Source organism: Streptomyces abikoensis, from assembly GCF_014648775.1.
In the GTDB taxonomy this organism is placed as follows: domain Bacteria; phylum Actinomycetota; class Actinomycetes; order Streptomycetales; family Streptomycetaceae; genus Streptomyces; species Streptomyces abikoensis.
The window spans coordinates 688,401-702,658 of the sequence record NZ_BMRT01000002.1 but is presented as its reverse complement, the minus strand read 5'-3'; the positions used below and the strand labels follow the sequence as shown (position 1 = coordinate 702,658).

The 14,258-nt window shown below is 75.2% G+C and carries 7 protein-coding genes; 3 read left to right on the top strand and 4 right to left on the bottom strand.

The window, feature by feature from the left end; translation table 11 throughout:
• Nucleotides 1-48 precede the first annotated feature (48 nt).
• The 3 genes from IE096_RS09550 to IE096_RS09540 are packed head-to-tail and all read right to left on the bottom strand — an operon-like array spanning nucleotide 49 to nucleotide 9,024.
• Nucleotides 49-1,257 carry a cytochrome P450 gene (locus tag IE096_RS09550; RefSeq protein WP_189450588.1) on the bottom strand — a complete coding sequence of 403 codons (1,209 nt, stop codon included), beginning with the start codon at nucleotides 1,255-1,257 and terminating at the stop codon, nucleotides 49-51.
• The gene (locus IE096_RS09545; RefSeq protein WP_308430328.1) at nucleotides 1,254-1,484 is read right to left on the bottom strand and encodes an MbtH family protein; all 231 of its coding nucleotides are present in this window, start codon (nucleotides 1,482-1,484) and stop codon (nucleotides 1,254-1,256) included. Before IE096_RS09545 ends, IE096_RS09550 begins: the two co-directional genes overlap by 4 nt.
• A 31-nt stretch (nucleotides 1,485-1,515) precedes the next feature.
• Nucleotides 1,516-9,024 carry a non-ribosomal peptide synthetase gene (locus tag IE096_RS09540; protein WP_189450586.1) on the bottom strand — a complete coding sequence of 2,503 codons (7,509 nt, stop codon included), beginning with the start codon at nucleotides 9,022-9,024 and terminating at the stop codon, nucleotides 1,516-1,518.
• 461 nt (nucleotides 9,025-9,485) lie between these two features.
• On the opposite strand from IE096_RS09540, the gene IE096_RS09535 reads away from it, so the two are divergent.
• The 3 genes from IE096_RS09535 to IE096_RS09525 all read left to right on the top strand — a co-directional run bounded on the left by IE096_RS09535 (nucleotide 9,486) and on the right by IE096_RS09525 (nucleotide 12,602).
• Nucleotides 9,486-10,655: a tryptophan dimethylallyltransferase family protein gene (locus tag IE096_RS09535; protein WP_189450584.1), complete on the top strand. Its 1,170-nt coding sequence runs from the start codon at nucleotides 9,486-9,488 to the stop codon at nucleotides 10,653-10,655.
• A gap of 76 nt (nucleotides 10,656-10,731) precedes the next feature.
• Nucleotides 10,732-11,931, top strand: coding sequence for an acyl-CoA dehydrogenase family protein (locus IE096_RS09530; RefSeq protein WP_189450582.1), 1,200 nt, complete (start codon nucleotides 10,732-10,734; stop codon nucleotides 11,929-11,931).
• Between the two features lie 80 nt (nucleotides 11,932-12,011).
• Entirely contained in the window at nucleotides 12,012-12,602 is a 591-nt protein-coding gene (locus IE096_RS09525) for a hypothetical protein (RefSeq protein ID WP_189450580.1), read from the top strand.
• A 49-nt stretch (nucleotides 12,603-12,651) separates the two neighbouring features.
• Here the strand turns inward: IE096_RS09525 and IE096_RS09520 are convergent, their stop codons facing one another.
• Nucleotides 12,652-14,238: a GMC oxidoreductase gene (locus IE096_RS09520; RefSeq protein WP_189450578.1), complete on the bottom strand. Its 1,587-nt coding sequence runs from the start codon at nucleotides 14,236-14,238 to the stop codon at nucleotides 12,652-12,654.
• Nucleotides 14,239-14,258 lie beyond the last annotated feature (20 nt).

The following is a 14,258-nucleotide window of genomic DNA, read 5'->3' as shown; positions in this document are numbered from 1 at the left end:
CCCCGGACCCGCTCGCGCGGGTCCGGGGCCTCCCGTCCGTTCAGCCGGCTACCACACGACGGGCAGCCTCAGCAGGCTCCGCACCTGCATGCCGTCCTTCCACTCCAGCTCCTCGAACGGGACCGCGCAGCGCATCCCGGGGAAGCGCTCCAGCAGCACCCGCAGCGCCACCTGGAGCTGGAGCCGCGCCAGCGGCGCGCCCAGGCAGCGGTGGATGCCGTAGCCGAAGGCCAGGTGGGGGTTGTGCTCCCGGCCGATGTCGAAGCGGTCGGCGTTCTCGAAGACCGCCTCGTCACGGTTGGCCGAGGGGATCGCCGGCAGGACCGACTCGCCCGCGCGGACCAGCGTGCCGCTGAGCTCCACGTCCTCCGTGGCGTAGCGGGCGAAGGTGACGTGCGAGATCAGCGGGACGTAGCGCAGCAGCTCCTCGACGGCCTGCGGGACGAGCCCGGGCCGCCGGACGAGGTCCGCCAGCTGGTCGGGGTGGGTGAGCAGGACGTAGAGGGAGTCGATGAGCTGGGACGAGACCGTCTCGTGGCCCGCGATCAGCAGCACGCTGATCAGCTCGACCATCTCCTTCTCGGAGAGCCGCTCCTCCTCGTCGCTGGCCTTGACCATGCCGCTGATCAGGTCCTCGCGGGGCTCGGCGCGCCGCTCGCGCGTCAGCTTGGCGATATAGGCGTGGAGGGCGTCGGTGCCGTCCTGGGTCTCCTCGGCCGTCATCACGGTCGTGGCGGAGAAGGCGTCCAGCCACTGCCGGAAGTCGTCGCGGTCCTCGAAGGGCACGCCGAGCAGGTCGCAGATGACGGCGCCCGCCATCGGCACGGCGAACTCCTCCATCAGGTCGCCGGGGGCACCGCGCGCCACCAGCCCGTCGAGGAGCTCGTTGGCGACCCGCTCGACGCCGGGGCGCATCAGCTCGACCCGGCGCATGGTGAACACCCGTGAGAGCAGCCGGCGCAGCCGGGTGTGGTCGGGGGAGTCCATGCCCAGGATGCTGGTGTGAATGGGCAGCGGCGTCAGCCGTGACTCGTCGTGCAGCGCGGCCAGCGCCCGGCTGAAGCGAGGGTCGCCGAGGATCGTCTTCATGTCGGCGTGGCTGGTGACGAGCCAGGAGTCCTCGCCGAAGGGGCAGCCGACGCGGACGACGGGCTCGTCCCTGCGCAGCTTCGCGTAGATCGGGTCGACCTCGATCCCGACGGCCTCGTTGAACGGGTAGGCGGGCGGGGTCTGCGCGGTGCTCCGGGTCTCGCTCACGCGCTCCGCACCTCCGCCACCCGCTCGTACCGCGCCACGAGGCTCTTGGGCCGCATGTCGGTCCAGTGCTCCTCGACGTAGGCGAGGGCCTCCGCGCGCGTGCCCGGGCCGCGGGCCGTCGCCCATCCGGCGGGCACATCGCTGAAGGACGGCCACAGGGAGTGCTGGCCCTCGTCGTTGACGAGGACCAGGAAGGTCCCCTCGCTGTCGTCCCAGGGGTTGTTCACGATGCTCGTACCTCTCTGTCGTTGCGTGCGATCAGGGAGTGCGGGGTTCGGCGGGCGGCCCGTCGGGGCGCGGGAAGAACCCGGTGGAGAAGAAGTGACGGGCGTAGGCGTGGATCAGGCGGCGGTCGGGGGCGGGGAAGGCGGGGCCCGGCAGTCCCGCGCGGGCGTTGGCGTCGTCCAGGCGGACGCGGCCCAGCCGGACGAGCGCGGGCAGGACGTCGCTCAGGAGCACCGCCGCGTCCAGCCCGGCGGCGGGGTCCGCCTCGGCCCGTTCGCGCAGCGCCCGCACCCACTCGTCCCGCTCGACGACCGCCAGCGGGTGGCCGTGGGCCCGGAGGTCGTCCAGCAGGGTGTCCAGGGGCAGCGGCCGGGGGCAGACCAGGTGATGGGTGAGGCCGCGGCTCTCCGCCCGGCGCGCGAGGCGGACCACGGCGGCCGCCGCGAGGTCGGCGGGCACGAGGTCGACCACGGCCGCCGGCCCGTCCGGCCCGGTGAGCCGGGGCGCGGCGCCGAGGACGAGCATGGCCCGGACGAGCTGCCACAGGACGTCGTCCTCCGGCCCGGCACCGCCGGTGGAGTGGCCGCTGATCCGGCCCAGGCGGTGGACGGTCACCGGCAGGCCGCGCCCGGCGGCCGCCCGGACGAGCTCCTCGGCCACCCACTTGCTCGCCGTGTAGCCGTCGGAGGCGACGTCCGGCGCCGCGACGCGATGGCTCTCCGGAATGACGTCCGGCAGCGCTCCCGTGCCCACCGCGACCGACGCGGTGGAGATGTAGTGGACCGGAACGCCGCTTCCGGCAGCGAGTCGCAGCACCTCGCGCGTCCCGCCCACGTTCGCCGCCCGCAGCCGGTCGTAGGGGTCGACCGCGCTGACGCGGGCGCCGTTGTGGTAGATCGCGTCCAGCCGCCCGGCGAGCTCGGCGAAGGCGGCGGGGGCCAGGCCGAGCAGCGGCTGCTCCAGATCGCCGGGGACGGGGACGACCCGGGCGGCGACGCCCTCGTCCCCCAGCCCGTACCGGGCCAGGCCCGCCCGGATCCGCCGCTCGGCCCGCCCGGCGTCCGCCGCCCGCACCAGGCAGTGGACTTCGGCGTCCGTGCGGTCGAGGAGCTCGCGCAGCAGGAACGAGCCGACGAACCCGGTCGCGCCGGTGAGCAGCACCCGCTCGGGTCCGGGAGCCCGCGCCGCCCGCCGGCCGACGGTGAACTCCGCGTCCAGGACGGCCTCGGCGGCCAGGTCCGGCTCCGGCGCCGCGGCCGGGCCCGGTGCGGCCGTGCCGTCGACGGCCGCCAGCAGGGCCGCGACCGTCTGGTGCTCGAAGAGCGCGCGGACGGGCAGCTCGACGCCCAGCCGCCGGCGGAGCCCGCTGATCACCCGGGTGGCGAGCAGCGAATGCCCGCCCAGGACGAAGAAGTTGTCGTCGAGGGTGACCCGGGGGACGCCCAGGACCTCGGCGAACAGCTCGCACACGATCCGCTCGCGCGGGTCGCGCGGCTCGCGGCCCGCCGAGAGCGCCCCGAAGTCCGGTGCCGGGAGCGCCGCCCGGTCGGCCTTGCCCGTGGCCGTGACCGGCAGCGCGTCCAGCACCAGGACGGCGGAGGGCACCATGTGGCCGGGCAGCAGCGCGGCCGCGTGGGCGCGCAGCGCGGCCCCGTCCGGGGCCGGGGCGTCCCCGGCGGGCACGACGTAGGCGGTGAGGTACGTCCCGGCCCGGTCGTCCCGGCGGGCGACGACCACCGCCTGGGCCACCCCCGGGTGGGTGCCGAGCGCGGCCTCGATCTCGCCGGGCTCGACCCGGAAGCCGCGCAGCTTGATCTGGCCGTCGGCGCGGCCGATGAACTCCAGCTGCCCGTCCCGGTTCCAGCGGGCCAGGTCGCCCGTGCGGTACATCCGCCCGCCCGGCTCCCCGAACGGGTCGGCCACGAACCGTTCGGCCGTCAGCCCCGGCCGGCCCAGATAGCCCCGCGCCAGCCCCGCCCCGGCGATGTGGAGCTCGCCGGGGATCCCCGGCGGCACCAGGCGCAGGTCGCGGCCGAGGACGTAGGCGCGGGCGCCCACGGTGGGCCGGCCGATGGGCGGCGCGCCCCCGCCGGACAGCGGGGCGCTCAGGGTGGCGCACACGGTGGTCTCGGTGGGCCCGTAGCCGTTGAGGAACCGGCGCCCGGCGGACCAGCGGCGGACCGTCTCCCCGCTCGCCGCCTCACCCGAGACGATCATCGAGGTGAGCGAGGGCGTGTCCGCGGGATCGAGCACCGAGAGGGCGGCGGGCGGCAGCGTCGCGTGGGTGACGCCGTGCCGTCGGACCAGCGCGGTCAGGCCGGGGCCGGGGGCGGTGACCCCGGCCGGGGCCATCACCAGCGTTGCCCCCGTCAGCAGCGCGCCGCACAACTCCCATACGACGCCGTCGAAGCTGTGCGAGGCGAACTGCAGCACCCGGCTGTCGGCGGTCACCCCGAACCGCCGGATCTGCGCCCGCACGACGCCGGTGAAACCCGAGTGGGTGACGACCACGCCCTTGGGGCGGCCGGTCGAGCCCGATGTGTGGATGACGTAGGCGGGGCTCGCGCTGTCCAGGGGGCGCGGCCGCTCGGCGTCGGTGACGTCGCCGTCCCAGTGGGCGCCGACCGCGCGCCGGGTCTCCTGGTGGTCGAGGACGATCCGGGGCAGGTCCGGGGTGCCCGGCAGGGCCAGGGACGTCGCGAGGTCCGTCAGCAGCAGGCGGGGCGCGGCGTCGTCGAGCATCAGGCGCAGCCGGGCCTCCGGGTAGCCGGGGTCCAGCGGCAGATACGCGGCGCCCGCCTTGAGCACGGCCAGGGTGGCCACGACCGCGTCGGGCTCGCGCGGCAGCGCGATGGCCACGGTTTCCTCGGGCCCGGCGCCGCGTTCGAGCAGATGGCGGGCCAGCCGGTTGGCGCGGGCGTTGAGCTCGCGGTACGTCAGCGTCCGTACGGTGCCCCCGCCGTCGTCGAAGAGGACGGCGAGGGCCTCGGGCGTCCGCCGGGCCTGCTCCTCGAACAGCTCCGGCAGCGTGCCGGGCGGCACGTCCTCGCCGGGGTCCCCGGCGCGGGCCAGCAGCTCGGCGCGTTCCCCGGGCAGCAGGACGTCGAGAGCGCCCAGGCGGCGGCCGGGTTCGGCGGTGACGGCCTCCAGGAGGCGGACGAAGCGCCGGACGATCCGCTCGACGCCCTTCCGTTCGAACAGGTCGGTGCTGTACTCGGCCACCCCGTCGACGCCCAGCGGCCGCCGGTCCGGGCCGTGCCGCTCGGTGAGGGAGACGGACAGGTCGAAGCGGCAGGCCCCGGTCGCCCACGGCAGTTCGGTGACCCCGAGGCCCGGCAGCTCGGGCGCGCCCTGCGGGGCGTTCTGCAGGGCCAGCATGACCTGGAACAGCGGGTGGTGGGCGAGGCCGCGCGCGGGCGCGAGGGCGTCGACCAGCCGCTCGAAGGGCAGGTCCTGGTGGGCGTAGGCGGCCAGGTCGGTCTCCCGGACCCGGGCCAGCAGGTCCCGGAAGGAGGGGTCGCCGGAGGTGTCGGCGCGCAGCACCAGGGTGTTGACGAAGAACCCGACGAGCCCGTCGAGGGCCGGGTCGGTACGGCCCGCGACGGGGCTGCCGATCGCGATGTCGGTGCCCGCGCCCAGCTTGGTCAGCAGGGCGGCCAGCGCCGCGTGCACGACCATGAAGGGGCTCGCGCCGCAGGAGCGGGCCAGGTCGGTGATCCGCCGGTGGAGGTCCGCGTCCAGGGTGAAGCGCAGGGTGTCGCCGTGGTGGCCGGCCACCTGCGGGCGCGGCCGGTCCAGGGGGAGTTCGGTGCGTTCGGGCAGCCCGTCGAGGGCGCCCTTCCAGTGGGCGAGCTGGCGGGCGGCCGCGCTGCCCGGGTCGTTCCCGTCGCCCAGCAGCTCGCGCTGCCACAGCGTGTAGTCGGCGTACTGGACCGGCAGCGGCGACCGGCCGGGCGCGCGGCCCGCCCGGCGCGCGGTGTACGCGGCGGCCAGGTCGCGCCAGAGAGGGGCCAGCGACCAGCCGTCGCAGGCGATGTGATGGACCACCAGCACCAGGACGTGCCGGCCGGGCCCGGTGGTCAGCAGTGCGGCGCGGACGGGGATTTCGGCGGCGAGGTCGAAGGGCCGGCGGACGGCCACGTCGACGGCGGCCTCCAGGACCTCCGGGGCGACCTCGGCGACGGTCAGCGGCGGCCGGGCGGCGGCCGGGTCCAGGACGAGCTGGTACGGCACCCCGCCCTCCTCGGGCAGGACGGTGCGCAGGCTCTCGTGCCGCTCGACGAGGTCGCCGAGCGCCGCCTCCAGGGCCGCCCGGTCCGGCTCGCCGTCCAGGGCCAGCACCAGCGGCACGTTGTAGGCGGCGCGGGCGGCGTCCCCTTCCTGCTGGAGGCGTTGGAGGAACCACAGCCGCCGCTGGGCGAAGGACAGCGGTACGCGTCCGGGGCGCTCCGCCGGGAGCAGCGGCGGCCGTTCGCCCTCCGCCGCCTTCCGGAGGGCGTCGGCGAGCCCGGCGACCGTCGGCGTCTCGAAGACGGCGCGCACGGGGAGTTCCAGGCCCAGCGTGGACCGCAGCCGGGCGGTGAGCCGGGTGGCGGACAGGGAGTGGCCGCCGAGGGCGAAGAAGCTGTCGTCGGCGGTGACCCGGGAGACGCCGAGGATGTCGGAGAACAGCCCGCACAGCAGCTCTTCGAGGGGGTCGCGCGGGGGCCGGCCGTTCGCGGCCGAGCCGGTGTCGGGCTCGGGCAGGCGGCGCCGGTCGACCTTGCCGTTGGGGGTGAGCGGCAGGGCGTCGAGGACCACGGTCGCGGTGGGCAGCAGGTACTCGGGGAGCCGCTCGCGCAGATAGGAGCGGACGGAGGAGAGCAGGGCGCCGGTGTCGCGGGCGGTCGCGGGGGCGTTGACGAGCGAGGCGAGCGGGGCGCCGGTGGGTTCGCCGCCGCCCGGGGCGCCGGGGGCGCGGCCGGTCAGCTCGATGTCGAGGGCGGCGTCGGCGGTGGGGGACGCGGTGGCGATCACCCGGAGGCCGAATCGTTCCGCCAGGTCGTGGAACTCCTCCAGCAGTTCGCCGCCCGTCTCGTCGCGGCCGCTGCCGAGGGCGGTGACCTCGCCGCGCTCCTCCAGCGCCCGGACCGCCGCCGCGACGGGCGCGAGCCGCCCGTCGGGAACGCCCGTGACCCGCAGCCCGCCGGGGTGGGTGCTGCCCAGGAGGGGGGCCAGCGCGGCCGTGGAGGTCACGTCCCGGCCCCACCGGAGCGCCGGGGGGATCGGCGGGCGCTCCGCGGGGCCCCCGGTACCGGCCTTGCGCAGGACGGCGTCGTAGCGGTAGCGGGTGAGCTCGTTGGCGTACCGGCCGCGCTTGACGCGCACTTCGGCGCCGTCGGTGCCGGGGACGGCGGCCGCGAGTTCGGTGAAGTAGGCCGGGTCGACGAGGAGTTCCTTCTCGCGCACCACGCTGTGCTCGACGGCGGCGCGGAGCGCGGCGGGGTCCGCGGGCGGCTCCGGTTGGCGCAGCCGGACGTCGGTGTGGAAGCGGCGCAGCGGCCGCAGGTCGCGGATGTCGCCGGCGAAGACGGCGCCGCCGGGCGTGAGCAGGCCGAGGGCCTTGGTGAGGACGTCCGTCAGGTAGCGGCCGTCGGGGAAGTACTGGGTGACGGAGTTGACGACGACGGTGTCGAAGAACCCGGCGGGCAGCTCGTCGATCCGGTCGGCGGGCAGGGCGCGCAGCTCCACGAGGTCGGCGAGGGCGGGGTCCCGCCCCACGAGCGTCCGCAGGCCCTCGATGACCCGGCCGGAGAAGTCCGTGCCCCAGTAGGTCTCGCAGTCGGGGGCCAGCCGGGACATCAGCAGGCCGGTGCCGACGCCGATCTCCAGCACCCTGCGGGGACGCAGTTCACGGATCCGCTCGACGGTGGCGTCGCGCCAGTGACGCATCTGGTCCAGGGGGAGGGGCAGGCCGTCGTAGCTGCTGTTCCAGCCGGAGAAGTCCTCGCCGAAGCGGGCGTCGGCGACGTCGCTGTAGAGGGTGTCGTAGATCTCCCGCCATTCGCCGAGCTGCCGCGGCGCCTCGTCCTCGGCGTCTTCGGCGTCGTCGGTGCCGGCCTGGAGGCCGGCGGGGACGACGTAGCCGACGAGCCGCCTGTCGCCGGGGCGGTCCTCGCGGACGACGACGGCCGCCCGGGCGACGCCCGGGTGTCCGGCGAGGACGGCCTCGGTCTCGCCGGGCTCGACGCGGAAGCCGCGGATCTTCACCTGGTCGTCGCCGCGGCCGACGAACTCCAGCAGCCCGTCCGGGCCGCGGCGGACGAGGTCGCCGGTGCGGAACAGCCGCTCGCCGGGCCGGCCGAGGGGGTCGGCGACGAACCGTTCGGCCGTCAGGCCCGGGCGCGCCCAGTAACCCCGGGCCAGGCCCGTGCCGCCGAGGTAGAGCTCCCCGACCTCGCCCGGCGACACGGGCCGCAAGGCGGCGTCGAGGATCTCGGCGCGCATGCCGTCCATGGCGGAGCCGATGGGCACGACCGTGTCCACGGCGCCCGGTTCGGTGACCCGGTGGCAGGTGGCGAACGTGGTGGTCTCGGTGGGCCCGTAGCCGTTGACCACGGCCGTGCCGGGGCAGGCCGCCAGCACCCGGCGGACGGCGGCGGCGGGGACGGCGTCGCCGCCGGTCCACACCTCGCGCACGCCCCGGAAGCACGCGGGGTCCTCCTCGGCCAGCACCGCGAACAGCCCGGCGGTCACCCACAGTCCGGTGACCCCGGTGGCGGCCGTGACGGCGGCGAGGCCGCGGGCGTCCAGCTCGCCCGGAGGCGCGACGACGACGGTGCCGCCGGTGAGCAGGGGCACCCACAGCTCGTAGGTGGAGGCGTCGAAGGCGTGCGGCGAGTGGAGCAGGACGCGCTCGTGGGCGCCGCCGTGCCACGCCGGGTCCCGGACGAGGCCGGTGATGTTCCCGTGGGTGACGGCGACGCCCTTGGGGGTGCCGGTGGAGCCGGAGGTGAACATCACGTACGCGAGCTGGGCGGGACCGGCGACGGCTTCGGGGGCGGCGTGAGCGGCCGTCGGTTCCTCGGCGTCGTCGGCCCGCAGGACGAGCACGCCGTCGCCGAGCCCGGCGGGCGGGGCCGTCCCGGTGTCGGTGAGCAGGGCGCGGGCGCCGGTGCGGGAGAGGATCCACTCCAGCCGGGAGGCGGGGTGCCGGGGATCCAGCGGCACATAGCAGCCACCGGCCTTCACGATCGCGAGGAGTGCGACGACCAGGCCGGGGGAGCGGTCCATCAGGACGGCGACGGTGTCCTGCGGCGCCACCCCGCGCTCGGCCAGCCGTCCGGCCAGCCGGTCCGCCCGCGCGTCCAGCTCCCGGTAGGTCAGGGACGTCTCCCCGGACACCACCGCCGTCGCGGCGGGCGTCCGGCGGACCTGTCGGGCGAACGCACCGGTGAGGGTGTCGAGTTCATCGGATTCGCCGAGCTCATCGGGTGCGGGGGAGGTGGTGCGCCGGCCGCCGGTGAGGGGCCGGAGTGCGGCGGAGCGGTGCTGTGCGGACACGCGTCAACATCTCCTCTGCGCGGACTTCGCAGGACTGCGGCGGTGTGCCGGCGGTCCGTTCGGCCGCGGTCGGACAGCCACATGTGATCGCCGGGAGGGCCGGGAACGGCCGCCGGGCGACGCCTTGCGATCATGTCTCGGTCTGTCGGATCGCAAACCCCTGGGGTGAACCCTTCCGGCCTTTCTCGGCGCACCGGCTCCCGGGAACCGGTGCGACCCCGGGTAAGGCCCTGGTGGGCCCCGCTGATCAGCGGCGATACCGGGCCCGGAAGCCCCGGCGGAGGGACCGGCCGGGGCTTCCCGGCCAGCCACCCGTCGGTACCGGCGAAGCGGCGAATTGGCGTGAACACACGCCCTGAGATGAACACTTGGGAGCGTTGTCGAGCGAAAGGCGGACGCAACCTCTGACCTGGTGAGACGATCCCGATCGTTTTTGTCCGCGATCTGTTCAGGGAGTGACGATGGAAGCCGCCAGCCCCGTGACCGGCCGTCCGGATCCCGCCTTCGCCGACCCCGGCACCGGGGTCGTGGCCGAGATGGTCGGGCGCGCCGTACGGTTCGACTCACGTCGCTACGCCCCCACCGACAGCTACGCGGACATCGCCTGCGACAAGGTGGACCGGGCCGCCGCGAGCCTCGGCGTGGGCGGCCCGGACCGCGAACCGATGCTCTCCCTCGTCCGGGAGCTGTGCGGCGCCTGGGGCGAACTCCCCGTCGGCACACCGCCGCAGCGCGCCTGCTGGGTGTCCATCGACGGGATGCCCTTCGAGATCTCGTTCGCCTGGGCCGACGGCGGCGCCGAGCTGCGGCTGTCGCTGGAGTCCCCGAGCCACCCCGGCACGCCGCGCGGCCGGATGGCGGACGGCAGGGCCTTCACCCGCCGGCTGGCCCGGCGGCCGGGCGTCTCCCTCGACCGCTATCTGCTGATCGAGGACCTCTTCACGGACGAGGACCCCCAGGGCTTCTTCGCCCTCTCCCACGGTGTCGCCTGGCGCCGGGGCGGCGATCCGCTGTACAAGGTCTACCTCAACCCGGCGGTCGCCGGCCGCGAACACTCCCTCGCCCGCACCGAGGAGGCGCTGGTCCGCCTGGGCCTGGAACGCCCCTGGCGGGCCCTGGTGGAGCACCTGGGCAAGGCCGCCGACGTGGCCCACGAGCCGGCCGCCCTGGCCCTGGACCTCTCCGACGCCGACGAGGCCCGCGTCAAGCTGTACATGGCGCACTCGGGCGTCTCCGCCGCGGACATCGACGCCAAGTCGGCCGTCGCGTACGACCACGTGCCCGGCTCCTTCGCCCGCGCCCTGGAGCGCGTCACCGGCCACCGCGAGGCGTCCGGCTGGCGGAAGCCCCCGGTGACCTGCTTCTCCTTCAGCGGCGGCAAGGACCTGCCGGGCGCGACGCTCTACGTCCCCATGGTCCCCGGCCATCCCGACGACGCGACGGCCCGCGACCGCGCGGTGGCCTTCATGCGCGAGGAGGGCGTGGACCCGGCGCCCTACGTCGCGGCGCTCGACGCCCTCGCGGACCGCCCGCTGACCGAGTCCGCGACCCAGAACTTCCTCTCCTACCGGGGCGGGAGCGCGCCCAGGTTCGCCGTGTACGTCGCCCCGGGCACGTACCGCCCCGTGTGACTTCCCTCTTGTCGTCACGCGTTCTACCGTGTGCGCCGGCATCCGCAGGGGCTGTCGGCGCACACCGGGAGGGGCCGTGGATCTCCAGTACACCCCGCAGCAGCGGCGGTTACGGGCCGAACTGCGTGAGTACTTCGCCGACGTGGTGCCCGACGACTCCGACGCGCGGCGACAGCGGCTGCACGCCGATCCCGCCGAACGCAAGAGGTTCTACCGGCGGACCATCCGCCGCCTCGGCGCCGACGGGCGCCTCGGGGTGGGCTGGCCCGAGGAGTACGGGGGCGGCGGGATGACCCCCATGGAACAGTTCATCTTCTTCGACGAGGCCGCCCAGGCCGGGGTGCCGCTGCCGCTGATGGCGCTCAACACCGTGGGCCCGACCCTGATGCGCTACGGGACCGAGGAGCAGAAGGCCACCTTCCTGCCCGGCATCCTCTCCGGCGAACTGGACTTCGCCATCGGCTACAGCGAGCCCGGCGCCGGCACCGACCTCGCCTCCCTGACCACCCGGGCCGTGCGCGACGGCGACGGCTACGTCGTCAACGGGCAGAAGATCTGGACCACCAACGGCGACACCGCCGACTGGGTCTGGCTCGCCGTCCGCACCGCGCCCGCCGAGGAGGGCGTCCCGCTCCACAAGGGCATCAGCATCCTCCTGGTCCCCACCAGCGACCCCGGCTATTCCTGCACCCTGATCAACACCCTCGCCTCCCACGACACCACCGCCAGCTACTACGAGAACATCCGCGTCCCCTTCACCCGCAGGGTGGGTGCCGAGAACGACGGCTGGCGGCTGATCACCAACCAGCTCAACCACGAGCGCGTCACCCTCGCCGCCCACGGCTCCGCCGCGATCCGCGCCCTGCGCGACGTCCGCGACTGGGCCGCCGCCACCAAGCTCCCCGACGGCCGCCGGGTGACCGACCTCGGCTGGGTCCGCGGCCTCCTCGCCCGCACCCACATCCGGCTCGACGCCATGAAACTCCTCAACTGGCGCATGGTCGACGCCCTCCAGCGCTCCGCCCTCACCCCCCAGGACGCCTCGGCCGTCAAGGTCTACGGCTCCGAGGCCCGCCGCGACGCCTACGCCTGGCTGATGCAGATCCTCGGCGCGGCGGGCCCCCTCAAGGACGGCTCCGCCGGCGCCGTCCTCCACGGCGAACTGGAACGCGGCTACCGCAGTGCGGTCATCTTCACCTTCGGCGGGGGCAACAACGAGATCCAGCGGGAGATCATCTCCTGGATCGGACTGGGGATGCCCAGGGTGCGGCGCTGAGGTCGTCCCCCCTGTCCCCGGCCCCGGCCTCGGCGCCGGCCCGCCCGTGTCGGCGTGCGGTGGACGCCGTTGTTCCCGGTATGAACATCACACGTGTTGTCCGTTCGGCTCGTCGCCGCCGTTCCGTCGTCGCCCTCGCCCTGGGAGCCGTCGTCGCGCTCTCGCTGCCCGCCGCCCCCGCCCAGGCCGCCGCCGCGCGGCAGTGCGTGGTGCGCGGTGACGGCGAGCGGGCCGCCGAGGAACTCGGCAGGTGCGACCGCGTCGCGTTCGACCGGCTCTTCCGGCAGGCTCCCGCCGGCCGGATGCCCCATGGGCCCATGCGCGGGCGGCTGCTGCGGTGCACCGCGTGCGGACAGCCGGCCGTCGATCCGGTGTTCGGCCTGCTGGCGGGTGCGGTGTGGCACGGCAAGGTCTTCCACACCGACGAGCGCGGAGGCCATCTGTTCCAGGTCGTGGGCCCGGAACTGCGCGTGATCCGGGGCGAGGTCGGCTACGCCGCCTACCCGGACGACGGCCGCGAGGCCATCCGGATCGTCCACCCACGCGACATGGGCGGACTTGTCACGGACTGGATGCGTGAGGTGCGGCCGGGGGTGTACGCGGGAGTGACGACGCTGACCGAGGAGGGCCATCAGCCCTGGCGCGTGGCGGACTTCGTGCTCCACCGCTGACGCCAGCCGCGCATGAGACCGGGGGTCGGCCGTGCCGCTCGCGGCCTCGTCATCCGCCCGCGGCGACGATGCCCGCAAGGGCCCGTTCGGCGATCGCCGCGATCGTGAGGGAGGGGTTGGCGCCCCCGACGTTTCCCGGCAGCAGCGAACCGTCCACCACGTACAGGCCCGCGCAGCCCTTGACCCGGCCCTCCAGGTCCGTGGAACGGCCGATGACGCACCCGCCGACGGGATGGCCGGTGAACGGGTGGAGGTTGTTCACCGTCACCGGGAGGGTGCCGGGGTTCGCCTCGACGACCCGGGCGCTGAAGGCGAGTACGGCCCGGGCCGCGGCCGCCGACTTCTCCCTCGTCCAGTCCGCCAGCACCACGCGCCGGCTCGACGGGTCGTACCGGAAGCTGCCCCGGTGGTCGGTGTCCACCGTCATGGCGAAGGTGGCGGTCGCCGGGAGGGAGGCGAAGCCGGGCAGCACCCAGTTCTCCACGCGGATCGGGAGGCCGAATCCCGTGGGGAGGAAGGCGGTGGAGGCGCAGGGGGAGCCCTGGGCGGGGCCGATGGGCTCCAGGGGCTGGGAGCGCAGGTTCACCTGGTCGCCGTTGTCCCCGAAGCCGGTGCCGACGGTGTCCGGCAGGTCCGGCAGGCGGCCTTCCTCCCGGGCGGCCACGAGGAGCCGGTTGGTGTTCAGGGCTCCGGCCGCGAGGAAGAGCATCTCGCAGGTGAACTCGGTGGTGCCGAGGGTGGCGCCGTCCTCGCCCAGGCGCCGTACGACGACGGAGTAGCCGCCGTCACGTCTCCGGCCGACGGAACGCACCTCGTGCAGGGCGCGCAGCTGGACGTGCCCGGTGGCCAGGGCGGCGGGGAGGTAGGTGCGGGTGAGGTCGCGTTTGGCCCCCGTTCCGCAACCGAAGTCCGACTCCCCGATGGTCGCGGACGGCGGGAGCGCGTGGGCGAGCTCCTGCCGGACCACGTGCCAGTCGAACGTCGAGTCGGCGGGGCGGGTCGTCATCCGCGCGTTGGCCAGCTGCCGGTCCCACAGCCGGGAGTGGGTGAAGGGCGCCGAGTCGTAGACGTCCTTGGGCATCGGGGCGGCGCGCAGCATGGCCCGCACGGTGGGGTACCACTTGCCGGCGAACTCGTCGTAGGGGAGACCGGACGGGTACAGCCTCTCGAAGAAGCGTCGCGGCGGGGCGACCGTCGCCCCGGTGTAGACGACGGAGCCGCCGCCGACGGCCGCCGCGCAGGCGATGTCGAGGTCGTGCTCCTCGGACAGCTCCATGACGCCCGGGGCGGGGGTGACGGGGACGGGGAGCATGCCGGGCCACCGGGTGGTGCGGCGGAACCAGAACATCGTGTCCGTGATCCGGGTGGGCGAGCCGAACAAGGGCCGGGCGGGGAGGACGGGCCACTCCCGGCCGCGCTCCACGAGCAGCGTGTCGACTCCCGCCCGCCCCAGGCGCAGCGCCGCGACCGAACCCCCGAAACCCGAGCCGATCACCACGGCGCGGAAGTGGGTGCGGGACGCCGCCGCGGCGAGGGCCGCGCCGCCGCCGGACCGGCCGAGGCCGGCACCGGCGATGCCGGCCAGCGCCCCCTTGGCCGCGAGCCCCAGTACGTCCCGGCGACGCGGACCGGTCATGGATCCTCCCGACGTTTTCG